21 protein-coding genes are annotated in these 24,190 nt (G+C 63.2%); 15 read left to right on the top strand and 6 right to left on the bottom strand.

The window, feature by feature from the left end; genetic code table 11:
* Positions 1-59 precede the first annotated feature (59 nt).
* Positions 60-1,940, top strand: a complete 1,881-nt coding sequence (gene thiC / locus BJQ17_RS01570) for a phosphomethylpyrimidine synthase ThiC (protein ID WP_003249473.1) — start codon at positions 60-62, stop codon at positions 1,938-1,940.
* 165 nt (positions 1,941-2,105) lie between these two features.
* On the top strand, positions 2,106-3,389 hold the full coding sequence (cytX, locus tag BJQ17_RS01575; RefSeq protein ID WP_003249474.1) for a putative hydroxymethylpyrimidine transporter CytX: 1,284 nt from the start codon (positions 2,106-2,108) through the stop codon (positions 3,387-3,389).
* On the opposite strand, the gene BJQ17_RS01580 is transcribed toward cytX, so the two are convergent.
* Complete coding sequence (locus BJQ17_RS01580; protein ID WP_003249476.1) at positions 3,358-4,104, bottom strand: RsiV family protein; 747 nt, start codon at positions 4,102-4,104, stop codon at positions 3,358-3,360. The genes cytX and BJQ17_RS01580 overlap by 32 nt on opposite strands.
* A gap of 185 nt (positions 4,105-4,289) precedes the next feature.
* Between BJQ17_RS01580 and BJQ17_RS01585 the strand changes: the two genes are divergently transcribed.
* The 9 genes from BJQ17_RS01585 to BJQ17_RS01625 all read left to right on the top strand — a co-directional run bounded on the left by BJQ17_RS01585 (position 4,290) and on the right by BJQ17_RS01625 (position 13,674).
* Positions 4,290-4,907, top strand: a complete 618-nt coding sequence (locus BJQ17_RS01585; protein WP_003249478.1) for an NUDIX domain-containing protein — start codon at positions 4,290-4,292, stop codon at positions 4,905-4,907.
* Positions 4,898-5,350: a DUF1249 domain-containing protein gene (locus BJQ17_RS01590; RefSeq protein WP_003249480.1), complete on the top strand. Its 453-nt coding sequence runs from the start codon at positions 4,898-4,900 to the stop codon at positions 5,348-5,350. The genes BJQ17_RS01585 and BJQ17_RS01590 overlap by 10 nt, the downstream gene beginning before the upstream one ends.
* Positions 5,351-5,435: 85 nt before the next feature.
* Positions 5,436-6,236 carry a 3',5'-cyclic-AMP phosphodiesterase gene (gene cpdA, locus BJQ17_RS01595; protein WP_070095406.1) on the top strand — a complete coding sequence of 267 codons (801 nt, stop codon included), beginning with the start codon at positions 5,436-5,438 and terminating at the stop codon, positions 6,234-6,236.
* Between the two features lie 239 nt (positions 6,237-6,475).
* Complete coding sequence (locus BJQ17_RS01600) at positions 6,476-7,084, top strand: YqiA/YcfP family alpha/beta fold hydrolase (RefSeq protein WP_070095407.1); 609 nt, start codon at positions 6,476-6,478, stop codon at positions 7,082-7,084.
* 35 nt (positions 7,085-7,119) lie between these two features.
* Positions 7,120-9,024, top strand: a complete 1,905-nt coding sequence (gene parE, locus BJQ17_RS01605) for a DNA topoisomerase IV subunit B (RefSeq protein ID WP_003249486.1) — start codon at positions 7,120-7,122, stop codon at positions 9,022-9,024.
* On the top strand, positions 9,021-10,007 hold the full coding sequence (locus tag BJQ17_RS01610) for an esterase-like activity of phytase family protein (RefSeq protein WP_003249488.1): 987 nt from the start codon (positions 9,021-9,023) through the stop codon (positions 10,005-10,007). Before parE ends, BJQ17_RS01610 begins: the two co-directional genes overlap by 4 nt.
* Positions 10,004-10,522, top strand: a complete 519-nt coding sequence (locus tag BJQ17_RS01615) for a TIGR02281 family clan AA aspartic protease (RefSeq protein ID WP_003249490.1) — start codon at positions 10,004-10,006, stop codon at positions 10,520-10,522. The genes BJQ17_RS01610 and BJQ17_RS01615 overlap by 4 nt, the downstream gene beginning before the upstream one ends.
* Before the next feature lie 10 nt (positions 10,523-10,532).
* Positions 10,533-12,791, top strand: a complete 2,259-nt coding sequence (gene parC, locus BJQ17_RS01620) for a DNA topoisomerase IV subunit A (RefSeq protein WP_070095408.1) — start codon at positions 10,533-10,535, stop codon at positions 12,789-12,791.
* Positions 12,792-12,963: 172 nt separating this feature from the next.
* Positions 12,964-13,674 (top strand): membrane integrity-associated transporter subunit PqiC, encoded by a 711-nt coding sequence (locus tag BJQ17_RS01625; RefSeq protein ID WP_003249494.1) that lies wholly within the window; start codon positions 12,964-12,966, stop codon positions 13,672-13,674.
* 261 nt (positions 13,675-13,935) lie between these two features.
* Here BJQ17_RS01625 and BJQ17_RS01630 read toward each other — a convergent pair whose 3' ends face one another.
* Complete coding sequence (locus tag BJQ17_RS01630) at positions 13,936-15,393, bottom strand: AhpA/YtjB family protein (RefSeq protein WP_070095409.1); 1,458 nt, start codon at positions 15,391-15,393, stop codon at positions 13,936-13,938.
* 134 nt (positions 15,394-15,527) lie between these two features.
* Here BJQ17_RS01630 and serB point away from each other — a divergent pair, with 134 nt between their 5' ends.
* On the top strand, positions 15,528-16,742 hold the full coding sequence (gene serB, locus BJQ17_RS01635) for a phosphoserine phosphatase SerB (RefSeq protein WP_003249498.1): 1,215 nt from the start codon (positions 15,528-15,530) through the stop codon (positions 16,740-16,742).
* 76 nt (positions 16,743-16,818) lie between these two features.
* Here serB and asd read toward each other — a convergent pair whose 3' ends face one another.
* The 3 genes from asd to BJQ17_RS01650 are packed head-to-tail and all read right to left on the bottom strand — an operon-like array spanning position 16,819 to position 20,081.
* The gene (gene asd, locus BJQ17_RS31955) at positions 16,819-17,682 is read right to left on the bottom strand and encodes an archaetidylserine decarboxylase (RefSeq protein WP_070095410.1); all 864 of its coding nucleotides are present in this window, start codon (positions 17,680-17,682) and stop codon (positions 16,819-16,821) included.
* A gap of 9 nt (positions 17,683-17,691) precedes the next feature.
* Positions 17,692-18,501, bottom strand: a complete 810-nt coding sequence (locus tag BJQ17_RS31960) for a rhodanese-like domain-containing protein (protein ID WP_070095411.1) — start codon at positions 18,499-18,501, stop codon at positions 17,692-17,694.
* Positions 18,502-18,545: 44 nt separating this feature from the next.
* Positions 18,546-20,081, bottom strand: coding sequence for an HDOD domain-containing protein (locus BJQ17_RS01650; RefSeq protein WP_003249505.1), 1,536 nt, complete (start codon positions 20,079-20,081; stop codon positions 18,546-18,548).
* 130 nt (positions 20,082-20,211) lie between these two features.
* On the opposite strand from BJQ17_RS01650, the gene motA reads away from it, so the two are divergent.
* Both motA and motB read left to right on the top strand, forming a co-directional pair.
* On the top strand, positions 20,212-21,063 hold the full coding sequence (gene motA / locus BJQ17_RS01655) for a flagellar motor stator protein MotA (protein ID WP_003249507.1): 852 nt from the start codon (positions 20,212-20,214) through the stop codon (positions 21,061-21,063).
* 3 nt (positions 21,064-21,066) lie between these two features.
* Positions 21,067-22,107: a flagellar motor protein MotB gene (motB, locus tag BJQ17_RS01660; RefSeq protein WP_003249509.1), complete on the top strand. Its 1,041-nt coding sequence runs from the start codon at positions 21,067-21,069 to the stop codon at positions 22,105-22,107.
* Between the two features lie 307 nt (positions 22,108-22,414).
* Here motB and rsgA read toward each other — a convergent pair whose 3' ends face one another.
* A complete protein-coding gene (rsgA, locus tag BJQ17_RS01665) occupies positions 22,415-23,446 on the bottom strand; it encodes a small ribosomal subunit biogenesis GTPase RsgA (RefSeq protein ID WP_003249512.1) in 1,032 nt (343 codons plus the stop codon).
* A 152-nt stretch (positions 23,447-23,598) separates the two neighbouring features.
* Between rsgA and orn the strand changes: the two genes are divergently transcribed.
* Positions 23,599-24,141: an oligoribonuclease gene (gene orn / locus BJQ17_RS01670; RefSeq protein ID WP_070095412.1), complete on the top strand. Its 543-nt coding sequence runs from the start codon at positions 23,599-23,601 to the stop codon at positions 24,139-24,141.
* Positions 24,142-24,190: the final 49 nt, after the last annotated feature.

The raw sequence follows: 24,190 nt of genomic DNA on the forward strand, positions 1-24,190 counted from the left end.
CGCGCGTTTCAGGTTCACCCCGACATTCCACTGCTAGGAAGCCGTCAGGAGAGCCTGTGATGACCAAACAAGAAAAAGCGATCAACCTCAGCGAATCGGCACAAGTCGATCAGCAGTCCGTGCAACCGTTCCCGCGTTCGCGCAAGGTGTATGTCGAAGGCTCGCGCCCGGACATCCGCGTCCCCATGCGTGAAATCAGCCTGGATGACACCCCGACCGATTTCGGCGGCGAGTCCAACGCCCCGGTGCTGGTGTATGACACGTCTGGCCCGTACACCGACCCCGACGTGATCATCGACGTGCGCAAAGGCCTGGCCGATGTGCGTTCGGCGTGGATCGAAGCCCGCGGTGACACCGAGCGCCTGGAAGGCCTGAGCTCCGACTTCGGTCAGCAGCGCCTGAACGATGCAGAGCTGGCCAAGCTGCGTTTCGCCCATGTGCGCAACCCGCGTCGTGCCAAGGCCGGCGCCAACGTCTCGCAGATGCACTATGCCCGTCAGGGCATCATCACCGCCGAAATGGAATACGTGGCCATCCGCGAAAACATGAAGCTGCAGGAGGCCCGCGCCGCCGGCCTGCTGAATGAGCAACATGCCGGCCACAGCTTCGGTGCCAACATCCCGAAAGAAATCACCCCTGAATTCGTTCGCCAGGAAATCGCCCGTGGCCGCGCGATCATTCCGGCCAACATCAACCACCCGGAAGTAGAGCCGATGATCATCGGTCGCAACTTCCTGGTGAAGATCAACGGCAACATCGGCAACAGCGCCCTGGGTTCCTCGATCGAGGAAGAGGTGGCCAAGCTGACCTGGGGCATCCGCTGGGGCTCGGACACGGTCATGGACCTGTCCACCGGCAAGCACATCCACGAAACCCGCGAGTGGATCATTCGCAACTCGCCGGTGCCGATCGGTACCGTGCCGATCTACCAGGCCCTGGAAAAGGTCAACGGCGTGGCAGAGGACCTGACCTGGGAACTGTTCCGCGACACCCTGATCGAGCAGGCCGAACAGGGCGTGGACTACTTCACCATTCACGCCGGTGTGTTGCTGCGCTATGTGCCCCTGACCGCCAAGCGGGTCACCGGCATCGTCAGCCGCGGTGGCTCGATCATGGCCAAGTGGTGCCTGGCGCACCACAAGGAAAACTTCCTGTACACCCACTTCGACGAAATCTGCGAAATCATGAAGGCCTACGACGTCAGCTTCTCGCTGGGCGACGGCCTGCGCCCTGGCTCGATTGCCGACGCCAACGACGCCGCGCAATTCGGTGAGCTGGAAACCCTCGGCGAGCTGACCAAGATTGCCTGGAAGCACGACGTGCAATGCATGATCGAAGGCCCCGGCCACGTGCCGATGCAATTGATCAAAGAGAACATGGACAAGCAGCTGGAGTGCTGCGACGAGGCGCCGTTCTACACCCTCGGCCCACTGACCACCGACATCGCGCCGGGTTACGACCACATCACCTCGGGCATTGGTGCGGCGATGATCGGCTGGTTCGGTTGCGCCATGCTCTGCTACGTCACGCCGAAGGAGCACCTGGGCCTGCCGAACAAGGACGACGTCAAGACCGGCATCATCACCTATAAGATCGCCGCGCATGCCGCCGACCTTGCCAAGGGCCACCCGGGTGCACAGATTCGCGACAACGCCTTGTCCAAGGCGCGTTTCGAGTTCCGTTGGGAAGACCAGTTCAACCTGGGCCTCGACCCGGACACCGCCCGCGCTTTCCACGACGAGACCCTGCCGAAGGAATCGGCCAAGGTCGCGCACTTCTGCTCGATGTGCGGGCCGAAGTTCTGCTCGATGAAGATCACCCAGGAAGTGCGTGAGTACGCTGCCAAGATCGAGGCCGTGGATGTGACGGTCGAGCAAGGCATGCGTGAGCAGGCCGAGCGGTTCCGCCAGGAAGGCAGCCAGCTGTACCACAAAGTGTAAGCACGCTGGGGCCGCTTTGCGGCCCTTTCGCGACGCAAGGCCGCTCCCACAAGGACCGCGCAAGCCTCGAAGCCTGCGTGGTTTTTGTGGGAGCGGCCTTGCGTCGCGATACGAGGACGAAGTCCTCGCCAGGAACACCAACAATATTGCCGGCGAGCGCCAACCATGACATCACCCAGCCAGTTCTCTCCCGACCATCCAATCCCCATCCAGCAGCGCATCTTCGGTGCTCGCGACCTGTTTTCACTGTGGTTTTCCCTCGGCATCGGCCTGATGGTGCTGCAGGTCGGCGCCATGCTGGCGCCAGGCCTGGGCCTTGCTGGCGCCGTGCTGGCCATCGCCCTGGGCACCGGTGTCGGTGTGCTGTTGCTGGGTGCGGCGGGGGTTATCGGCAGCGACACCGGCCTGTCCGCCATGGGCACCCTGAAACTCAGCCTGGGCAGCCATGGCGCGCGCTTGCCGGCGCTGCTCAACTTGCTGCAACTGGTGGGTTGGGGCGCTTTCGAGATTATCGTCATGCGCGATGCTGCCAGCTTGCTGGGGGCGCGAGCGTTCGGTGAGGACAGTGCCTGGAACAGCCCCATGCTCTGGACGCTGTGCTTCGGTGCCCTGGCCACCCTGCTGGCCGTCAGCGGGCCACTGGCCTTCGTGCGCAAGGTGCTGCGCGCCTGGGGCATCTGGTTGTTGCTGGGCGCTTGCCTGTGGCTGACCTGGAACCTGTTCGCCAAGGCCGACCTGGCCGAACTGTGGAACCGTGCCGGGGATGGTTCGATGTCGCTGGCGGTTGGCTTCGATATCGTCATCGCCATGCCGCTGTCCTGGCTGCCGCTGATCGCTGACTACTCGCGCTTTGCCCGCAATGGCAAGCATGTGTTCGGCGGCACGGTCGTTGGCTACTTCATCGGCAACACCTGGCTGATGAGCCTGGGCGTGGCGTACACGCTGGCGTTCGCCGCCAGTGGCGAAGTCAATGCCCTGCTGCTGGCCCTGGCAGGCGCCGGCATGGGGATTCCGCTGCTGCTTATTCTGCTGGACGAGTCGGAAAAGGCCTTCGCCGACATTCACTCGGCGGCGGTTTCCACCGGTGTGCTGCTACCGCTGAAGGTCGAGCACCTGGCGCTGGCCATCGGCGTGTTGTGCACCCTGATCGCCCTGTTGGCGCCACTGGCACAGTACGAAAACTTCCTGTTGCTGATCGGCTCGGTGTTCGCACCGCTGTTCGGCGTGGTGCTGATGGACCACTACGTGGTCCGTCGACGCCGTCTGCCAGCGCAGGTCAATGGCTTGCACTGGCAGGCGTTGGTGGCCTGGTTTGCCGGGGCGGTGGCCTATCACCTGATTGCCGCCAAGGCGCCGGAACTGGGCGCTACCCTGCCCGCATTGCTGCTGGCAGGTGTGCTGCATGGGCTGCTAAGCCTCAGCCGCGGCCGGGAAACAGTTCAGGCTTGAGTACGCCATTCAGGCGCGGGTAGGGGATCTTCAGTTCCACGTGGCCCATGGAATAGGGCGCGATGGCATAGACCTCGTACTTGACCACTACCGCGCCGTACGTCAGGGCGACGTGCGGCGATTTCTTGAACGGCCAGGTCTTGACGAACTCGGCATCCTTGTCCATTCCCACGCTCATCAGCCAGGCACGGTGCGATTCTTCGACGGTTTTCCAGAAGGTGTCTTCCTGGCCGGGCACCAGCATGTCCTGCAGGGTCAGCACCTTGTCCAGCTTGCGTGAATAGTTGATGAAGCCGCGCCCGGGCATGCCGTGGGCGCCACCGCTGTCCAGGTAGCTGGACAACTCGATGATCACCAGCCCGTCATGCTGCTCGCGTACCTTGGCTTGCAAGTAGCTGCTGTTACGTTTGTCGGCACTGGCCAGATATTGCTGTTCGTAGGCCTGCAGGGTGGCTGGTGCGGTGCCATGCTGATTGTCTTCGGTCAGTTGCAGCAGGCGTTTTTCGACGATGCCGTCGAGCTTGGGCAGGGCCGGGAAGTGGATCATGTCGATGTTCACCAGCGGGCAGTCGCTCTCGCTGCAGCCGGGTTTGACATGCTCCCAGGCGTCGCGCTTGACCTCGAGCGGGGCCCGGTAGTTGGGCGTGAACAGGCTCTGGCAGGCGCCCAGAGCGAGTGCCAGCACGGCCACGGAAGTCAGTTTGACAAGTGTCATGATGATCCTTGCAGAACAGGGAAAAGTCGGCCTTTGACCGTCTGCGCGGCCTTCAGTTCGCCACTAAGCTAACAGAGTGAAGGGCTGCTGTCCCGAGTGCGCCGGCGGTTGCTGGAAAGGGGTGAAACCAACAGGCGTGCGGAGTAGGATGGCGCGAAGCAGTATTTGAGGTAATGAGGATTTCCATGTCAGACGCGTTGAACGCTGTGCCCAAGGGCTTCGAAATCATCGAGCGGGCCAATTGCTTCCAGGGCTTTTACAAGCTCGACAAGTTACGCCTGCGCCACGAGCTATTTGCCGGGGGCATGGGGCGCGAGATCAGTCGCGAACTGTTTGTGCGCCACGATGCGGTATGCGTGCTGCCGTACGACCCTGCGCGCGACGAAGTGGTGCTGATCGAGCAGTTCCGCGTGGGCGCACTGGACAAGGTCGCCAACCCTTGGCTGATCGAGATGGTTGCCGGGCTGATCGACAAAGACGAGCAGCCCGAGGAAGTCGCCCATCGCGAGGCTGAAGAAGAAGCAGGCCTGACCTTCAGCGCCCTTTGGCCGATGACCCGCTACTTCCCGTCGCCTGGCGGCAGTGACGAATACGTTCACCTGTTCCTCGGCCGTTGCAGCAGCGAGGGCGCGGGAGGGCTGCATGGCCTGGAGGAAGAGGGCGAAGACATTCGCGTACGCGTGTGGGCGTTCGAGGATGCCCTGCAGGCGGTGCGCGACGGGCGCATCTGCAATGCGGCCACCATCATTGGCCTGCAATGGCTGGCGCTGAACCGTGACGAAGTAAGAGGTATGTGGAAGTGAACCTGCTGCGCGAGCGCTATCGAGTCGACCTGGTCGGGCTGCAGGCGGCCTGCGAGGCCAACTACGCCCGGCTGATGCGCTTGTTGCCCGACATGCGCACCACCCAGAGCTCGCGCCGCATCGGCATGACCCAGGGTGACCAGATGCTTGGCGTGCTGGTGCTCGACGTGGTGCTGGCCTGCCCGTACACCACCACCCTGCATGTGCGCCAGGAACACAGCCTGCCGTGGTTGCCAGTGCCACACCTGGAAGTGCAGGTGTATCACGATGCGCGCATGGCCGAAGTGGTCAGTGCCGAACACACTCGGCGCCTGCGCAGCATCTACCCGTATCCGAACGACGCCATGCACCAGCCGGACGAAAAGGCCCAGCTCAACCTGTTCCTGGGTGAATGGCTCAGCCACTGCCTGGCCTGCGGCCACGAACTGGCAAGTGTTCGCTGAATTGTGACGTGAGTCGGTTGCGGGTGTTTGCTCGTCACCGTCGCACAGCCATAATTCCCGCTGAATCCATTCGAGGAGATGGCCGTTGTCGCCGCCAGACCAATCCCGCCCCGTGCATGTGGTGCAACTGACCGATGCCCACCTGTTCGCCGACCCGGCTGGCAGCATGCTGGGCCTCAGGACCCGAGACAGCCTGCGCCACGTGGTGGCCCAGGTGCGGCGCGAGCAGCCGCTTGTCGACTTGCTGCTGTGCACGGGCGACCTGTCCCAGGATGCCAGCGTGGCTTCCTATGAAGCGTTTCGTGAGCTGACCGCACCGTTTGCCGTGCCCACGCGCTGGCTGCCGGGCAACCATGACGAGGCTCAGGTGATGGCGCAGGTGGCGCCGGAACTGGTGCAGGCGGTGACCGATATTGGCGCATGGCGGGTAGTCATGCTCAACACCGCCGTGCACGGTGCTACCCACGGGTTTCTGCAAGATGACCAACTGGCCGTGCTGGAAGCCGCCTTGAAAGAGGCTGGCGAGCGGCATTGCCTGGTGTGCTTTCACCATCAGCCAGTGGACATCGGCTGCGCCTGGATCGCGCCGATCGGCTTGCGCAATGCCCAGGCGCTGTTCGATATCGTTGAAGGATATCCACAGGTACGGGCTTTGCTATGGGGGCATGTGCATCAGGAATGGGATGAGGTCCGAGGGGGGCGGCGCCTGCTGGCCACGCCGTCGACCTGCATTCAGTTCGCGGCGCGCAGCGAAGACTTTCAGGTGAGCGAAGAGCATCCGGGGTACCGCTGGTTGCGCCTGCATGCCGACGGGCGGCTGGAAACCGGGGTGGAGCGGGCGCTGGATTTCGAGGTGCAGCTCGACTTCGATAGCCCTGGCTATTGATGATTTTGGGGCTGCTGCGCAGCCCTATCGCGACGCAAGGCCGCTCCCACAGGAGATCGCGTACCCCTGTGTGGGGCCTTGTGTCGCGATAGGGGCGCAAAGCGCCCCCGGCACTCTCAAAGCTGTTGAAGAATGTGTTGCTAAAACCCCTGTGCGGCGCCAAAACCCGGCGAACGCGCTACACTGCGCGTCCCTGCGCCCGCATTATCAGGCGCGAAGCCACAGATTCCGGGGGCAGCATGTCGGGTTCCATCCTCTATATCCATGGCTTCAACAGCTCGCCGCTTTCGACCAAGGCGCGTCAGCTGGAGGCAGTCATGCAGCAGCTCGGCCTGGCCGACCAGCTGCGAGTGCCGGCCCTGCACCACCACCCACGGCAAGCCATGGTCCAGCTCGAAGCGGCCATCGCCGAACTGGGTGCGCCACTGCTGGTGGGCAGTTCGCTCGGCGGCTACTATGCCACCCATCTGGCCGAGCGCCATGGCCTCAAGGCCCTGCTGGTCAACCCGGCGGTAACCCCGCACAAGCATTTCGACGGTTACCTGGGCACCCAGCGCAACCATTACAGCGGTGAAACCTGGGAACTGACCCACGATCACGTTCAGGCCCTGGCCGAACTGGAAGTCGCGGCCCCGGCCGATGCCGACCGCTATCAAGTGTGGCTGCAGACCGCCGATGAAACCCTGGACTATCGCCATGCCGAGCGCTATTACCATGCTTGTGCCCTGCGTATCCAGGCCGGTGGCGACCACAGCTTCCAGGGCTTCGCCGAGCGCCTGCCGGCACTGCTGGCCTTCGCCGGCATTGCCCGTGGGCAGTATGCGGCGCTCGATTTTTCTGTATTTTGACTTTTTTGCATTCACCAGACTGACGACGAGACCCTATGGCCAATCCCAGCGCTAGCGCCTATAACGCAGACGCCATCGAAGTCCTCTCGGGCCTTGATCCGGTCCGCAAGCGGCCGGGCATGTACACCGATACCAGCCGCCCCAACCACCTGGCCCAGGAAGTCATCGACAACAGTGTCGACGAAGCACTGGCCGGTCACGCGCGTTCGGTGCAGGTCATCCTGCATGCCGACCACTCGCTGGAAGTCAGCGACGACGGCCGCGGCATGCCGGTGGACATCCATCCGGAAGAGGGCGTGTCCGGGGTCGAGCTGATCCTCACCAAGCTGCACGCCGGCGGCAAGTTCTCCAACAAGAACTATCAGTTTTCCGGTGGCCTGCACGGGGTGGGCATCTCGGTGGTCAACGCCCTGTCGACGCAGGTGCGTGTGCGCGTCAAGCGTGACGGCAATGAATACCAGATGACCTTTGCCGATGGCTTCAAGGCCAGCGAGCTGGAAGTGGTCGGCTCGGTTGGCAAGCGCAACACCGGCACCAGCGTGTACTTCAGCCCAGACCCGAAGTACTTCGACTCGCCCAAGTTTTCCATCAGCCGTCTCAAGCACGTGCTCAAGGCCAAGGCGGTATTGTGCCCGGGGCTGCTGGTCAGCTTCGAGGACAAGGCCAGCGGCGAAAAGGTGGAATGGCACTACGAGGATGGCCTGCGCTCCTACCTGGTCGACTCGGTCAACGAATTCCAGCGCCTGCCCGACGAGCCGTTCTGTGGCAGCCTGGCGGGTAACAAGGAAGCGGTTGACTGGGCTTTGCTGTGGCTGCCCGAAGGCGGCGACAGCATTCAGGAAAGCTACGTCAACCTGATCCCCACCGCCCAGGGCGGCACCCACGTCAACGGCCTGCGCCAGGGCCTGCTGGATGCCATGCGTGAGTTCTGCGAGTTCCGCAACTTGCTGCCGCGCGGGGTGAAGCTGGCGCCGGAAGACGTTTGGGAGCGCATCACTTTCGTACTGTCGATGAAGATGCAGGACCCGCAGTTCTCCGGGCAGACCAAAGAGCGCCTGTCATCGCGCGAGGCCGCCGCGTTCGTCTCCGGTGTGGTCAAGGATGCTTTCAGCCTGTGGCTCAACGCCCACCCCGAGCTGGGCATGCAACTGGCAGAACTGGCCATCAGCAACGCCGGTCGCCGCCTCAAGGCCAGCAAGAAGGTCGAGCGCAAGCGCATCACACAGGGCCCGGCATTGCCCGGCAAGCTGGCCGATTGTGCGGGCCAGGACCCGATGCGTGCCGAGTTGTTCCTGGTCGAGGGTGACTCGGCCGGTGGTTCGGCCAAGCAGGCGCGGGACAAGGAGTTCCAGGCCATCCTGCCGCTGCGCGGCAAGATCCTTAACACTTGGGAAGTGGACGGTGGCGAAGTCCTGGCCAGCCAGGAAGTGCACAACATTGCCGTGGCCATTGGCGTCGATCCGGGGGCAACCGACCTTGCGCAGCTGCGCTATGGCAAGATTTGCATCCTCGCCGACGCTGACTCCGATGGTCTGCACATCGCCACATTGCTGTGTGCGCTGTTTGTTCAGCACTTCCGGGCACTGGTCGAAGCTGGGCACGTTTACGTGGCCATGCCGCCCCTGTACCGCATCGACCTGGGCAAGGAAATCTACTACGCCCTCGACGAAGCCGAGCGTGACGGCATCCTCGACCGCCTGGTGGCCGAGAAGAAGCGCGGCAAGCCGCAGGTAACACGCTTCAAGGGCCTGGGCGAGATGAACCCGCCGCAGTTGCGCGAAACCACCATGGACCCGAATACCCGGCGCCTGGTGCAGCTGACCCTGGACGACGTAGAAGCCACCTGCGAGCTGATGGACAAGCTGCTGGCCAAGAAGCGCGCCGGTGACCGCAAGAGTTGGCTGGAAACCAAGGGCAACCTGGCCGAGGTCATGGTTTGATTCGGCAAGTACTTGCCGTTTGCCTGGCGCTGGTTGCCCTGCCTACCCTGGCGGGCAACTGGCCAGAGCTGAAGATGACAGCCGAGCACCCGATTGACGGTATGCGCGGTGGCAACCTGTCGGGGCTGGTGGAATGCCGGGGCGGGTTGTGGGGCGTGTCCGACCGTGACGACGACCGTATCTACCGCTTCGATCAGCAGAACCCCACCTGGCGCGCGCAGCCGCTGACCTTCACCCCGCCGGCTGTCCCGGAAAGCGGCCTGCCATGGGGGTTGAAGTCGCGCAATTGGGCGGCATCGTACATTCGCGGTGGCGAGCTGGATTTCGAAGGTATCACCTGTGACCAGGCGGGTAACCTCTATCTGGTCAGTGAGGCGCATGCCGCGGTGCTGCAATTGCCGCTGGAAGGCGAGCCGGACTGGTTGAGGATCGACTCGGCCATGGTGCGCCAGGCCCGGGCAAGCGGCATGCTGCTGAACTTCAATGCCCTGTTCGAAGGCCTGGCGATCAACCCCGCGGGTGACCGCCTGTGGCTGGCTGCCGAGCGTGAGCGCCGTGGCCTGCTGGCTATCGAGCGCCAGCAGTCGGTCTGGACCTGCGGGCGTGGTTGCGTGCTGCTGAGCGAGGCGGGGGTCGAAATGCAACCCGCGCAGATGCCCAATGCCAGGGCCCTGTCGCGCGACTTCGCTGACCTGGCCTGGTTCGAGGGCAAGCTGTTTACCCTCGAACGCAACGCCTACCGGGTGTGCCGACGTGATGTCGACAGTGGCAAGGTCGAGCGGTGCTGGTCGTTCGCTGCTGATGCGCTGGTCGAGTCACGGCGCTACGCGCAGCCGTTTGGCCTGGCCGAAGCACTGGTGATCGATGCCAAGGGCGCCTGGATTGGCCTGGACAACAACAACGGCGCCCGTGCCGACGGTGAAACCCGCCCAGTCGTCTGGCGCTTCGACGCACCGGAAGGTGGCTGGAGCGCCAAACCATGAGCCAGGCGCCGGGCAAGCGCGCGGGCAAGTTGCTGATGATCGTCGCTTGGGCGGCGGCGCTGTTTCTTGCCACGCGTTTTTTCGGCCAGTGGGAAGACAGCCAGCGTAATCCCAACAGCCAGGTGCAATCCGAACATGGTCAAGGCTTTATCGAAGTGCGCCTGCTGAGTAATGGCCAGGGCCACTTCGTGGTGGATGGTGCCATCAACGGCCAGGTGGTGCATTTCATGCTCGACACCGGCGCCACCGATGTGGCGATCCCGGAGGCGTTGGCTCATGAACTGAGCCTGGAGCGCGGTAGCCCGGTGCTACTGAGCACCGCCAATGGCCGTACTGAAGGTTACCGCACGCGCCTGACCAGCCTGCAACTGGGCGATATCCGCCTGCAGAACGTACGCGCCATCGTGGTGCCGGGCCTGGATGGGGCCACCGTACTGCTGGGCATGAGTGCCCTGCAACAACTTGAATTTACCCAGCGCGGTGGCACCATGCTGCTGCGCCAGAACCTGAAATGACGAGGCCCGCATGAGCGACTCACTGGAACTCAGCCTGGACGGCGTAGAACGCCGCTCGCTGGCTGACTTCACCGAACAGGCCTACCTCAACTACTCCATGTACGTGATCATGGACCGTGCCTTGCCGCATATCGGCGACGGCCTGAAGCCGGTGCAGCGCCGCATCGTCTACGCCATGAGCGAGTTGGGGCTCGATGCCGATGCCAAGCACAAGAAGTCGGCACGTGCCGTCGGTGACGTGCTCGGCAAGTTCCATCCCCATGGCGATTCGGCCTGCTACGAGGCCATGGTGCTGATGGCGCAGCCGTTCAGCTACCGCTACACCCTGGTCGATGGCCAGGGCAACTGGGGTGCGCCGGATGATCCGAAGTCGTTCGCCGCCATGCGCTACACCGAGGCGCGGCTGTCACGCTACGCTGAAGTGCTGCTCAGCGAAGTCGGCCAGGGCACCGTGGACTGGGTGCCGAACTTCGACGGCACATTGCAGGAGCCGGCCGTGCTGCCTGCGCGCCTGCCCAACATCCTGCTCAACGGTACCACCGGTATCGCCGTGGGCATGGCCACCGACGTGCCGCCGCACAACCTGCGAGAGGTGGCCAGTGCCTGTGTGCGACTGCTCGATGAGCCCAAGGCAACCATCGAGCAGTTGTGCGAGCACATCCAGGGGCCGGATTATCCGACCGAGGCGGAGATCGTCACGCCGCGGGCTGAAATTCTCAAGATGTACGAAAGCGGCCGCGGCTCGATCCGCATGCGTGCCGTGTACCGCGTCGAGGATGGCGATATCGTCGTCACTGCGCTGCCGCACCAGGTCTCCGGGGCCAAAGTGCTGGAGCAGATTGCCGCGCAGATGCAGGCCAAGAAGCTGCCGATGGTCGCCGACCTGCGCGACGAGTCGGACCACGAGAACCCGTGCCGTATTGTCATCATCCCGCGATCCAACCGCGTCGATGTCGACGAGCTGATGCAGCACCTGTTCGCTACCACCGACCTGGAAAGCACCTATCGGGTTAACGTGAATATCATCGGCCTGGACGGCCGGCCGCAGTTGAAAAACCTGCGAACCATCTTGGTGGAGTGGCTGGAGTTCCGCACCAATACCGTTCGTCGCCGCCTGCAGCACCGTCTGGATAAGGTCGAGAGGCGCCTGCACCTGTTGGACGGTTTGCTCACCGCATTCCTCAACCTGGATGAAGTGATCCACATCATCCGTACTGAGGAATACCCCAAGCAGGCCCTGATCGAACGTTTCGAGCTGACCGAGATCCAGGCTGACTACATCCTCGAGACCCGCCTGCGGCAGTTGGCGCGCCTGGAAGAGATGAAGATCCGCGGTGAGCAGGATGAGTTGCTGAAGGAGCAAGCCAAGCTGCAGGCCTTGCTGGGGAGCGAGGCCAAACTGCGCAAGCTGGTGCGCAGCGAGCTGATCAAGGATGCCGAAACCTATGGCGATGATCGTCGCTCGCCGATCGTAGCGCGTGCCGAAGCCAAGGCGCTGTCGGAAAACGAGCTGATGCCGACCGAGCCCGTCACCGTGGTGCTGTCGGAGAAGGGCTGGGTGCGCTGCGCCAAGGGCCACGATATCGACGCCACTGGCCTTTCCTACAAGGCCGGCGACGGTTTCAAGGCTGCTGCGGCCGGGCGCTCCAACCAGTTTGCCGTGCTTATCGATTCCACCGGTCGCAGCTACTCGCTGGCGGCCCACAGCCTGCCATCGGCGCGTGGCCAGGGCGAGCCGCTGACTGGACGTCTGACGCCGCCACCGGGGGCGACTTTCGAATGTGTGTTGTTGCCTGACGACGATGCGCTGTACGTGGTGGCTTCGGATGCCGGTTACGGCTTCGTGGTCAAGGGTGAAGACCTGCAGGCCAAGAACAAGGCCGGCAAAGGCCTGCTCAGCTTGCCCAACGGGGCCAAGGTCATGACCCCGCGTCCAGTGGCTGATCGCGAGCAGGACTGGTTGGCGGCCGTGACCACCGAAGGCCGCTTGCTGGTGTTCAAGGTCAGCGACTTGCCGCAGCTGGGTAAAGGCAAGGGCAACAAGATCATTGGCGTGCCGGGTGACCGGGTGGCCAGCCGTGAAGAATTTGTTACCGATCTGGCGGTGATTCCCGAAGGCGCGACCCTTGTATTGCAAGCCGGCAAGCGTACCCTGTCTTTGAAGGCGGACGACCTGGAGCACTACAAGGGCGAGCGCGGTCGGCGCGGCAGCAAGCTGCCACGCGGGTTCCAGCGCGTCGATGGGTTGCAGGTGGAAGTGCCGACATAACCGGTTGTAATGTCTGGAACGGCAATTTCAACGCCGTTTCGGGCAGAAATGCTGGAGTCGGACGGTTATTTCGCGGATGATATGCCCCTTGCGGTGCCGGCGTGGCCGTGTGCCCGTTTGAATCTACATGTATCACTGCGGTGTGCCTTGTGGCAGCCGCCTGGATGGGATGATGAAATTTCTGCGCCTTCCATTTGCGCTGTTGATGACTGGCCTGCTGGGCCTTGGCGGGTGCACCATGCATCAGCCGGTTGCCCTGTATCAGCTCGACAGTGGTGATCCTGGCCAGCCGTCGCAGAGTGCGGGCATGGCCGTGGTACTCGGCCCGGTATCGGTGGCCGATTACCTTCAGCGTGAGACGTTTCTGCAGCGTCAACCTGATGGCAGCCTGAGCGCGGCGACCGACGGTCGTTGGGCTGGCAGCCTTTCATCGGATATCGACCAGCTGCTGGTGCGTCAACTGGCCTGGCGCCTGGACAGCCAACGCGTAGTACTGGCCCCGGCGACCGCAGGCTTCAGCCCGGACGTGCAAGTGCTGTTGTCGATTACACGCCTGGATTCGGGCAAGAACCAGCCGGCCATCCTGGATGCCCAGTGGCGTCTGCTTGACCGCCGTGGCCGTGTGCGTGACAACCGTATCATTCACCTCGAGCAGCAGCACGAGGGCAGTGAGTCGTCGCAGGTGCAGGCTCAGGGCCAACTGCTGCAGAAGCTGGCGGAACAGCTGAGCACGGCGGTGAAGCCGCTGGCCAACCAGCCGGCGATTGCCGAAGAAGCACCGAAAAAGCCCGCTGCACCGACGCAGGTGAAGAAGGGGCCGGAGAAACCCAAAATCCCGATGGCCTCGCCGATTCGCACCGATATGGAAGTTTATCGGTTCTGATCAAACGGCCAGATACGACAAAGCCCGCATTCGCTGCGGGCTTTTTTGTATCTGCCGGTCTTCGTAGGAGCGGGTTTACCCGCGAAGAGGCAGGCCCTGCTGGCCAATTTCCACCCGCCGTTCACCGTTGCCGCCGCCACCGTATTCGCGGGTAAACCCGCTCCTACCGGGGGCGCTATTGGCTGGATCTTGCGCCAGGCACGTGATCGCAAGGAAACGAGCCTGGCTCAAGACATGCGCTGTAGATGCAGCGTATGCCTGTCAGGCGCGGTGCTCATGCATGCGTGCCAGTTGCCGTTCCAGCATTGACGGGTAGGGCTCCATCAGTCGCTCCACACAGCAGGCGCCTTCGGGGCTGGCGATCGGGCGAATACGCGCACGCTGGCGAATGAGGGCGTCATCGTTGATCTGCCGCTCTACCAGCAACAGGTTACGGCTGTGCTGCGACAGTGCCAGGGCATCCTGGACCTTCTCGGCCATCAACAGGTCAACCAGTTCCAGCCCATGCAGGTCGTTGCCCAAGACCAGGCCTAGCTGCAGTTGCAGGGTAATGCCGCTGTCGGCTACCTCGATCTGCAGGGCGTGGCCCAGGGCGCGCAACAGTTCGCCACAGCAAATGGCGTTGGTCAGGTAGTCCTCGCCACACTCGCGGCTGTGGAACAGCACCAAGGTGCTGCCGTCGTTCAGCGTGTGGGTTTCACCGTCGTAGAGCGAGGCTGCGTGCTCCAGGCAATCGCGGTAGCGCTCGGTCAGCTCGGCCAGGCGTGTGCGTGGCAGGCGACGCAGTTGCTCCTGCGAGCCCAGCTGCACGGCAAGTACGGCGCTGTACTGCGGCTCGTCGGACTCGACCTCTGCGGCGGCCTTGGATGCAGTGTCGTCGTCCAGCAGGCCGGCGAAGGCCTCGTCGTCATCCTCGTCTTCCAGGGCAGCCTTGGCGCGCGGTACGGCCTTGGGTGCCGGGGCAGCGGCGGGCAGGTCGTCGAACTGCTCGTCGTCTTCTTCCTCAGGCTCCGGCTCCGGGGGCGGAGGCGGGGCCAGGCGTGCATGCAACTGGCGGGCGATGTCGCCAATTTCGTCCTGGCGGTCGGTGGCCGGGGTATAGGGCTGCGGGTCGCGCAGCCATACCCGCAGTTGCAGCAGTGGCAGGGTGATGAAGCGGCCCTGACGCAAGCTGAGGGCCAAGGCCAGGGCCAGCAGGATAGCGGCCAGAATGCCCATGCTCTGCAGGCTGATCAGCATCGGTTGCTGGAACTGGCTCATGTCCAGGCTGATGCGCAGCTGCCCGGCCGTCACGTCCTGGAACGTGATTTTGGTCTGGTACAGGCCTTCGGCCTCGCCCAGCAGGCTGTTGCGCGGGCGCTGGCCCGCTTCGGCGAGGATGCGGTTATCCACGCTGTAGATTGCGGCATGGGCCACCAGCGGGTTTTTAACCAGGTTGCCCAATAGCACGTTGAGGCTGAGGATGTCATTGGACACCAGCAGCTCGGTGGCCGATGTGGCCGTCTGGGTGGTCAGGCTCTGGCCCAAGGCATCGGCCTGCTCATGCATGGCCTGCTTGAACTGCAGGCCCATCACGCAGGCGTAGATCACCAGCGCCAGCGCCACCAGGAAAATGTTGGTGCAGGCGATGCGCAGTGCCAGCGGCACGCGACGTTGACTCAGGGCGCGATAGATCATCAGGAAGAAATTGTCTGGTTTGACTGGCGTGGGCCGGTTCACAGAGCTCGGCTCTTAATGGCATGAAAGTGGGGGGAGTATAGCGAGCCGGGTTTTGTCGGCAAAGTATCGTTGGCGCCCGATGGTCATGGAAAATCGGTAGAATGCGCATTTTTCATCGAAGTCGGAGCCAGGTTGTGCGCGAAATCGTCCTGATCAACATCACCGGTGAGGACCGTCCCGGTCTCACTGCGGCTATCACCGGCGTCCTGCTACAGGGCGGTGTGAGTATCCTCGACATCGGCCTGGCGGTCATGCACGGCACCTTGTCGTTTGGCATCCTGGTCGACATCCCGGACAACGAAGTGGCTACCGCGCTGTTGCAAAGCGTGCAGGCTAAAGCCCACGAACTGAACCTGCAGGCCCGTTACACGCCGATTTCCGAGGCGGACTACCAGCATTGGGCTGATGGGCATGGCGAAGCGCGCCACATCGTTACCCTGCTCAGCCGTAAGATTACTCCCGAGCAACTGCAGCGGGTGAGTGCGGTGATCAGCCAGTACGGCCTGACCATCGAGCGTATCGAGCGCCTGTCGGCCCGGGTGGCACTGGATGCCGAAACCGACAAGGGTAAGGCAGCCGTCGAGATCTCCGTGCGCGGTGTGCCGAGCGATGCCCAGGCCCTGCGTGCCGACTTCTTTGCTCTGGCTGAAGAGCTGAGCGTCGACATTGCCTTCCAGAAGGACGATCTGTTCCGCCGTAACCGCCGCCTGGCGGTGTTCGACATGGACTCCACGCTGATCGAGGCCGAAGTCATCGACGAACTGGCCAAGGCGGCGGGTGTGGGTGAGCAGGTGGCGGCGATCACCGAGCGCGCCATGCGCGGTGAACTGGACTTCCGCGCCAGCTTCAAAGAGCGCATGGCGCTGCTCAAGGGCCTGGATGTGGGGGTACTGGACGAGATCGGGGCATCGCTGCGCCTGACCGAGGGTGCCGAGAACCTGTTTGCCGAGCTCAAGCGCCTGGGATACAAGACCGCGATTCTGTCCGGTGGCTTTACCTATTTCGCTCGTCAGGTGCAGGCGCGCCTGGGTATCGACTATGTGTTCGCCAACGAACTTGAAGTGGTCGATGGCAAGGTGACGGGCGTGGCTGTTGAGCCGATTGTCGATGCCCAGCGCAAGGCCGATTTGTTGAAGAAGCTGGCCAGTGACGAAGGCTTGCAACTGGAGCAGACCATCGCCGTGGGCGATGGTGCCAATGACCTGCCGATGCTGTCGCTGGCCGGTTTGGGCGTGGCGTTTCGTGCCAAGCCGCTGGTGCGCCAGTCGGCCAAGCAGGCGATTTCCACCTTGGGGCTGGATGGGGTGCTGTATCTGCTGGGCCTGCGTGACCGCGACGCCCGCGGCTGATCCGTAAATCTGGGGCCGCATGACGGCCCAACGAAAAAGGCCCTGCCTATGCAGGGCCTTTTTCATATGGCTCGAATCAAGCCTGCGCAGGCGCCGCCAGCTGCTGCCCCATGCGCACTGCAGAACCCGCACCCAGGCTCTCAGCCCACTTCACCTGCTCCGGCCCGAACAGCACGATGGCGGTCGAACCCAGCTTGAAGCGGCCTAGTTCGGCACCTTTCTCCAGGTGGATCGGCGTGCGGCTGGCTTCGTCGTAGCGGAAGGTCTTCAGCTCACGTTTGGGCGGTGTGACCAGCCCGGCCCATACCGTTTCGATCGAAGCGACGATCATCGCGCCGACCAGTACCACAGCCATTGGCCCACGCTCTGTATCGAACAGGCAGACCACACGCTCGTTGCGAGCGAACAGCTCGGGGACATTCTCTGCGGTGGTCTGGTTGACCGAGAACAGGCGGCCCGGCACATAGACCATTTCGCGCAGGGTGCCGGCCAGCGGCATGTGCACGCGGTGGTAGTCCTTGGGCGAAAGGTAGATGGTGGCAAACTCGCCGCCCATGAACGGCGCGGCCATGGCCGGATCACCGCCCAGCAGCTCTTGCGCGCTGAAACCGTGGCCTTTGGCCTGGAAGATACGACCGTGCTCGATAGGGCCAAGCTGGCTGACCGCACCGTCGGCCGGGCACAGGATGGCGCCCGGGGATTCGTCCAGCGGACGGGCACCAGGTTTCAAGGCGCGGGTGAAGAACGCATTGAAGTGCTCGTAAGCGCTCAGGTCTTCGACCAGCGCCTCGCTCATGTTCACCTGGTAGCGCTTGGCGAACCATGCGGTGAAGGCGTTCTTGAACCAGCGCACGCGGCACTCGGCGATGCAGCCGGCCAGCCGCGACAGCAGGTGGTGCGGCAGCAGGTACTGGCTGATGATGAACAGACGGGATTTCATGCAGGTTCCTTAGACTTCTACAGGCGTGTCCGGGTGGTTGCCCCATTCGCTCCACGAGCCGGCGTAGGCCTTGACACGTGGGTAGCCGAGGGCCTTGGCCACCAGGTAAGTGAAACCGGAGCGGCGGTGGGTCTGGCAGTGGGTGATCACCTCCTTGTCAGGGGTGATGCCCAGTTGCTCGAGGACTTGTTTGATGTCCTGGCGAATGCGCAGGTGGTCGTTGAGGTCCATGCCGGCGGTCCACTCGAAGTTGATTGCGCCGGGGATGTGGCCGCCTTTGGCTGCCAGCACTTTTTCGCCGTTGAATTCCTGCGGGCCGCGCGCGTCCCAGATGACCAGGTCATCGGCGCCCAGGCGGCTTTGCAGGTACTCGCGGGTGGCAGTGGGTGCGCTGTCTATGTGCAGGTGCACCGGGGCGTTGCCAATGGCAGGCACTTCAGTGGACAGCTTGTCTGCCGGCCAGGCCTGGATACCGCCATTGAGGTAGTGGTAGCGCTTGTGGCCGATGACATCGAGCAGCCAGATGAAGCGCCCGGCCCAGCCGCCGCCTTCATCGTCGTACACCACATACACGGCATCGGCGCGGTGGCCGAGTTCGCTGAACAGTTTTTCGAGCTCGCCCAGGGCTGGCAGCAGGCCGGGCGCCGGGGGCTGGCCGAGCTGGGTGCGCTTGCCTTCGACAAAGCGCGCGCCGGGGATATGCCCGCTGACATAGCGGTTGGCGCTGCTCAGGTCGACCAGGATCAGCTGCGGCGAATCCAGGCGTGGCAGCAGGTCTGCAGCTTCGATCACCAGGGGCAGGCCGGAAAAGTCGGTCATCCACGGTCTCCAGTGTGGAAAGAGGGGCGATTGTAGCGCAAGGCTCAACCCTTGCGGTTGGTAAACACCGACAAGGCCCGCTCGATGCATTGCGCGGTCTTACCGAAGGCTTGCACGCTGATATCGGCCAAAGGCCGGCAGCCCTGGTCGGCCACCAACAGCATCAGCACCTGGTCGTTCGCAGCCAGCGAGCGAAGCAGTACATGTTCGCTGCGGAACAAGGTGCGCAGCGGGGCGGGCAACAGCGCCGAGAACTGGCTGTGGTTTTCCGGTGTGATGCGCAACTGCCCGGCCTGGCTCAGCAGCTTTTGCAGCAGCTTGTTCTGCGATACCTGCAGGGCCAGAGCCCCGGCCTCCTTGGGCAGGCCGGCAATTTGCTGCACGCGCAGGTAGTCACTGGCCTTGTCCAGGCTAAGCAGCATGATGCGTTGCATGCCGCAGGCCAGCAGGGCCTCACGAGCCTGCGTGGCCAGGTGCACGGTGTTGGTGAACGGGCTGGGTTGGGCCAGCAGGTGCTGGCACAGCGTGCGCCAGCGTGCCAGGTCGTCGCTGCTGGGCGGTGGCGGGGCCAGCATGTCCGGGTGAGGGCGGCGTTGGTGCCACGGCCAGATCAAGGCCTCGGCCGGGTGGAACAGGGCATGCCGAGCGTGGCGGCGGGCGCTGGCGGCAGCCTGCTGGTGCACCTGCTGCTGCACATCTTCCAGCGAGGTTTGCAGGTACAGCGCGGTCAGCAGTTGCCAGCGCAGCAGGTGCGGGTTGTCCCAGCCGACCTGTGCCGCCAGGGCCAGGTTGTTGGCCAGCAGTACGGTATTGGCCGGCTGGTTGAACCAGCGCCGCAGGCCGGGCTCGGCGTCCAGGCGGTGTTGCTGGCTGAGCAGGTCTTCGTCGCGGGCGATATTCAGCACCTGGGCCAGTTGCTCGCGCTCTTCCAGCAGCAGTCGATAACCCTGGGTGACCCACTGGGGCAGGCGCCAATACTCGGCCATGGTCTGGCACAGCGCCATGATGCGCACGCCAAACAGTTCTTCCTCGACGTGGGCGGCGTCTTCACCTTTGTGGATAACCCGCAGCTCCCAAGTGTCGAGCAGCTTGGGGTAGGCCAGTGCCAGTGGCCAGAGTGGCGACAGGAACAGCAGGCTGCCCCAGTGAATCTCTTGCCACAGCCGTGCCAGGCGGCTGGCGAACAGGCCGCTGGCCTGCTGTGCCGCATGCTGGCTGATCATCTGGAACTGGCACAGTACCGGCGGAATTTCCTCCACGGGCAGCGCCGGCAGGCGTTTGAGAAGCTGCTCGCTGCGCTCCAGGCCCAGGCGGTTGAGAGCGACCTCCAGGCTTTCGGCGGGTTCGGCAAGGCTGGCATTGGTGGGGTGATTGGCTTCGCGCATCACTGACAGCACCAGTGCCGGGCTATCCTGCATCAGTTCGGCGATATCGCGCAGCGAGCGACGGCTATCGTGGATGGCAGCCATGACCCGGTCGTAGCTGTGCTTCGGCACGGGGATGCGAACACTCTCGAGCAGCTTTACCCAGGCCTCTAGCGTACGCGGGGCCTGAGTGGGCACCTTGGTTTCAATTGGCATTTTGACATCAGTCCGAACTGGCTTTTCGCATTGAGTGGCTATAGTCTGGCGCAGTTCTGCCGATAAGTAGAAGAAGAGTTTTAAAGCTCCCGTCTCTTCCCCTGACCACGACAGCAAGTGCTTTGAACCTATGGCTAAAATTATCGGCATCATCGTCGTATTCGCGAGCGTGCTCGGCGGCTACGTGCTCTCCCACGGCAAGATCGCAGCGCTGATCCAGCCGTTCGAAGTACTGATCATCGGCGGTGCGGCCTTTGGTGCATTCCTGCAGGCCAACCCTGGCCACATGACCATGCACGTCATCAAGAAGTCGATGAAGATGTTCGGCTCGCGCTTCAGCCATGCCTTCTACCTGGAGGTGCTGGGCCTCGTTTACGAAATCCTCAACAAGAGCCGTCGCGAAGGCATGATGGCCATCGAGGCCGACATCGAGGACGCCGCAGCCAGCCCGATCTTCGCCAAGTACCCGACGGTACTGGCCGATGAGCGCATGACCGCCTTCGTCTGCGATTACCTGCGCATCATGTCCACCGGCAACATGGCCCCGCACGAACTCGAGGGCCTGTTCGACATGGAACTGCTGAGCATGAAGGAAGAGCTGGAGCACCCGTCCCACGCGGTGACCGGCATCGCCGACGGTATGCCCGGGTTCGGTATCGTTGCGGCGGTACTGGGTATCGTGGTGACCATGGCCTCGCTGGGCGATGGCGATCAGGCGGCTATCGGCATGCACGTAGGTGCGGCGCTGGTGGGTACCTTCTTCGGTATTCTGGCGGCTTACGGGTTCTTCGGCCCTTTGGCCAAGTGCCTGGAGCACGATGCCAAGGAAGAACTGAACCTCTACGAATCGATCAAGGCTTCGCTGGTGGCCTCGGCGTCGGGCATGCCACCTTCGCTGGCGGTCGAGTTCGGGCGCAAGGTGCTGTACCCCAAGCACCGCCCAAGCTTCGCCGAACTGGAACAAGCGGTTCGCGGTCGCTGAGTCATGGAGAACAATCAGCCCATCATCGTCAAGCGCGTCAAGCGCTTTGGCGGCGGCCACCATGGTGGCGCCTGGAAAATCGCCTTTGCCGACTTCGCCACGGCGATGATGGCGTTCTTCCTGGTGCTGTGGCTGTTGTCCACGGCCACGCCTGAGCAGAAGATCGCCATTGCCGGCTACTTCCAGGACCCTATTGGTTTCTCCGAGAGTGGCACGCCTTATGTCATCGACCTGGGGGGTTCCCCGGAGATGGCGCCGGACAAAACCATCAATCCGGAAGTGAAGACCGAGCCGACGCAGCAGTCCCCCACTCAGCTGAACAAGGACCAGGTCGAGACCATGGCCGAGCAGGTCGAGCGCGAGCGTCTGGAGCTGTTGCTGCAGGAACTGCAGAACAAGGTGGAAGAGAACCCGCAGCTGCAGAAGTTCAAGGACCAGATCCTGTTCGAGATCACCCAGGACGGCCTGCGCATCCAGATCATGGATGCTGAGAACCGACCGATGTTCGACATCGGTAGCGCGCGCCTGCAGCCTTACTTCGAAGATATCCTGCTGGCCATGGCCGACACCATCAAGGCGGTGCCGAACAAGATCAGCATCAGCGGCCATACCGATGCCAAGCCGTATGCTGGCACTGGCGAGTACGGTAACTGGGAGCTGTCGGCCAACCGCGCCAACGCCGCGCGGCGTGCCCTGGTGGCGGGTGGTTACCCCGACGGCCAGGTGGCACGGGTCGTGGGGTACGCCTCGTCGTCACTGTTCGACCGCAAGGACCCGTTCAACCCGGTCAACCGCCGTATCGACATCATCGTGCTGACCAAGAAAGCCCAGCGCAATATCGAAGGTGAGCAGGGTGCGCCGGAAACACCGCCAGCTGCGCCAACGGCACCTGCAGCGCCAGCCAGTGGTGCTGCGCCAGGGGCTTCGGCACCGGCTGACCCAGGGGCAACTGAACAGGCACCGATGCAACCGCGCGAGCTGCGCCAGAAGCTGAACATCTTTGAAGATGGCACGCTGAAGATGGATGAAGCCAAGGATCAGTAAGCGGCTTTTTGGGGTGGGCAACTGTGCTACCCACCACCTGAACGTTGGCGCGATCACTGTAGGAGCGGGTTTACCCGCGAAGCCGCCAGTGCGGTGAATGGCACCGGCGTTGCCGGTGTTCGCGGCTAAAGCCGCTCCTACATACGCATCGGTGATTGGGCGCAGGCCGTCGTAGGAGCGGGTTCACCCGCGAAAGGGCCGGACCTGCTGGCCAATTTCCACCCGCCGTTCACCGTTGCAGTCGCCACCGTATTCGCGGGTAAACCCGCTCCTACAAGGGGGCGCGGCAACTTTCATTTCGAGCGTTTCAGTAGCTGTCTTCTGCCAGGCTGGCGATGATCGAGCGGTAGCTGTTCATGCGCTGCGGCTTGATGCGCCCCTCTTCCAGCGCCTTGAGCAGGGCGCAGCCCGGTTCGCGGTCATGCTTGCAGTCGCGGAAGCGGCAGGTGCCGAACAGGTCGCGGAACTCGATGAAGCCATCCTCCACGTCGTCGCGGCTGACATGGCCAAGGCCGAACTCGCGGATACCCGGCGAGTCGATCAGGTCCCCGCCGTTGGGGAAGTGGTAAAGCCGCGCCGTGGTGGTGGTGTGGGTACCCTGGCCTGACCATTCCGACAAGTCGCCGACGCGGGTGCCAGCGTCTGGCAGCAGGCTGTTGACCAGCGACGACTTGCCCACCCCCGACTGGCCGACGAACACGCTGATATGGCCGTCGAGTTGTTGCTGCAGGCGCTGCATGCCGTCGCCGTGGTGTGCCGAAACTTCCAGCAGCGGGTAGCCCAGTTCGCGGTAAACCTCCAGCAGCGCATGCAGGCCGGGGCCGTTCTCGTCGTTGATCAGGTCGGCTTTGTTCAGCAGCAGCAGCGGGCGCAGGCCGGCGTGCTCGGCCGCTACCAGATAGCGGTCGATCAGGTTCGGATGCGGCTCCGGCGCCGGGGCGAACACGATCACGATCAGGTCGACGTTGGCTGCCACCGGCTTGAGTTGACCATGGTTGTTCGGCCGGCACAGCTCGGTGCTGCGCGGCATCTGCGCCACGATTACGCCGATGCCCTGGTTACCCGCACGCCACACGACACGGTCGCCGGTGACCAGTGCTGGCAGGTTTGCGCGCAAATGGCAGCGGAACACCTGGCCTGCGGTTTCGCCATCCTGAGCTTCAACTTCTACCTGCACGCCGAAGTGCGCGATCACCAGGCCCAGTTGCTCCGGCCCCAGGTCGCCACCTTCCAGTTCCTGCAGTGCATGCTGCTCGCGTTTGGCCGCGCGAGCGGCGCGCTCGCCCTGGATTTTTTCGATCCGCCAGTTTTGGCGGCGATTGAGCTGGCGTTTGGCCATGAAGGTACCGTAAGAGAGGCCCGGCGTGGGGCATTGAAAACGGCAGGCAGTTTAGCACGCCAGCCGCTGGACTATTCTGCTCACCTTTGTGCCGTGAATGGGCGTGCCTTGGCCACTAGGCTAATATGACCGCCTATATGAGGAGCCCCTGCATGCAAAACCCACAGAACCTGATCTGGATCGACCTGGAAATGACCGGCCTGGATCCGGACAGCGACGTCATCATCGAAATGGCCACCATCGTCACCGACAGCGAGCTCAATACCTTGGCCGAAGGCCCGGTGATCGCCATCCACCACAGTGACGAAGTGCTGGCGCGCATGGACGAGTGGAACACCCGCACCCATGGCGCTTCGGGGCTGACCCAGCGCGTGCGCGAGAGCAAAGTCAGCATGGCCGAAGCCGAGGCACAGGCCATCGCCTTCCTCGAGCAGTGGGTGCCTAAGGGCAAGTCGCCGATCTGCGGCAACAGCATCTGCCAGGATCGTCGTTTCCTCTACCGCCACATGCGCAACCTGGAAAACTACTTCCACTACCGCAACCTGGATGTCTCCACCCTCAAGGAGCTGGCCGCGCGCTGGGCGCCGGACGTGCGTGACAGCTTCAAGAAGGGCAATACCCACCTGGCGCTGGACGATATCCGCGAATCGATCGCCGAACTGCGTCACTATCGCGAGCACTTCATCAAGCTGTGAGTCGAAACGGCGCAGATATTGTTTCTGCGCCCCCTTTTGGTGCCTTGGG

The organism is Pseudomonas sp. NBRC 111139 (assembly GCF_001753955.1).
Classification (GTDB): Bacteria; Pseudomonadota; Gammaproteobacteria; order Pseudomonadales; family Pseudomonadaceae; genus Aquipseudomonas; species Aquipseudomonas alloputida.

What these genes read in the sequence shown, in the direction of transcription:
- thiC (WP_003249473.1), top strand. Translation starts at nt 60, where the DNA reads ATGACCAAACAAGAAAAAGCGATCAACCTCAGCGAATCGGCACAAGTC.
- asd (WP_070095410.1), bottom strand. Translation starts at nt 17,682, where the DNA reads ATGAAATCCCGTCTGTTCATCATCAGCCAGTACCTGCTGCCGCACCAC.
- parC (WP_070095408.1), top strand. Translation starts at nt 10,533, where the DNA reads ATGAGCGACTCACTGGAACTCAGCCTGGACGGCGTAGAACGCCGCTCG.
- BJQ17_RS01580 (WP_003249476.1), bottom strand. Translation starts at nt 4,104, where the DNA reads ATGACACTTGTCAAACTGACTTCCGTGGCCGTGCTGGCACTCGCTCTG.
- BJQ17_RS01615 (WP_003249490.1), top strand. Translation starts at nt 10,004, where the DNA reads ATGAGCCAGGCGCCGGGCAAGCGCGCGGGCAAGTTGCTGATGATCGTC.
- cytX (WP_003249474.1), top strand. Translation starts at nt 2,106, where the DNA reads ATGACATCACCCAGCCAGTTCTCTCCCGACCATCCAATCCCCATCCAG.
- motB (WP_003249509.1), top strand. Translation starts at nt 21,067, where the DNA reads ATGGAGAACAATCAGCCCATCATCGTCAAGCGCGTCAAGCGCTTTGGC.
- BJQ17_RS01585 (WP_003249478.1), top strand. Translation starts at nt 4,290, where the DNA reads ATGTCAGACGCGTTGAACGCTGTGCCCAAGGGCTTCGAAATCATCGAG.
- motA (WP_003249507.1), top strand. Translation starts at nt 20,212, where the DNA reads ATGGCTAAAATTATCGGCATCATCGTCGTATTCGCGAGCGTGCTCGGC.
- parE (WP_003249486.1), top strand. Translation starts at nt 7,120, where the DNA reads ATGGCCAATCCCAGCGCTAGCGCCTATAACGCAGACGCCATCGAAGTC.
- orn (WP_070095412.1), top strand. Translation starts at nt 23,599, where the DNA reads ATGCAAAACCCACAGAACCTGATCTGGATCGACCTGGAAATGACCGGC.
- BJQ17_RS01600 (WP_070095407.1), top strand. Translation starts at nt 6,476, where the DNA reads ATGTCGGGTTCCATCCTCTATATCCATGGCTTCAACAGCTCGCCGCTT.
- rsgA (WP_003249512.1), bottom strand. Translation starts at nt 23,446, where the DNA reads ATGGCCAAACGCCAGCTCAATCGCCGCCAAAACTGGCGGATCGAAAAA.
- BJQ17_RS31960 (WP_070095411.1), bottom strand. Translation starts at nt 18,501, where the DNA reads ATGACCGACTTTTCCGGCCTGCCCCTGGTGATCGAAGCTGCAGACCTG.
- BJQ17_RS01625 (WP_003249494.1), top strand. Translation starts at nt 12,964, where the DNA reads ATGAAATTTCTGCGCCTTCCATTTGCGCTGTTGATGACTGGCCTGCTG.
- BJQ17_RS01650 (WP_003249505.1), bottom strand. Translation starts at nt 20,081, where the DNA reads ATGCCAATTGAAACCAAGGTGCCCACTCAGGCCCCGCGTACGCTAGAG.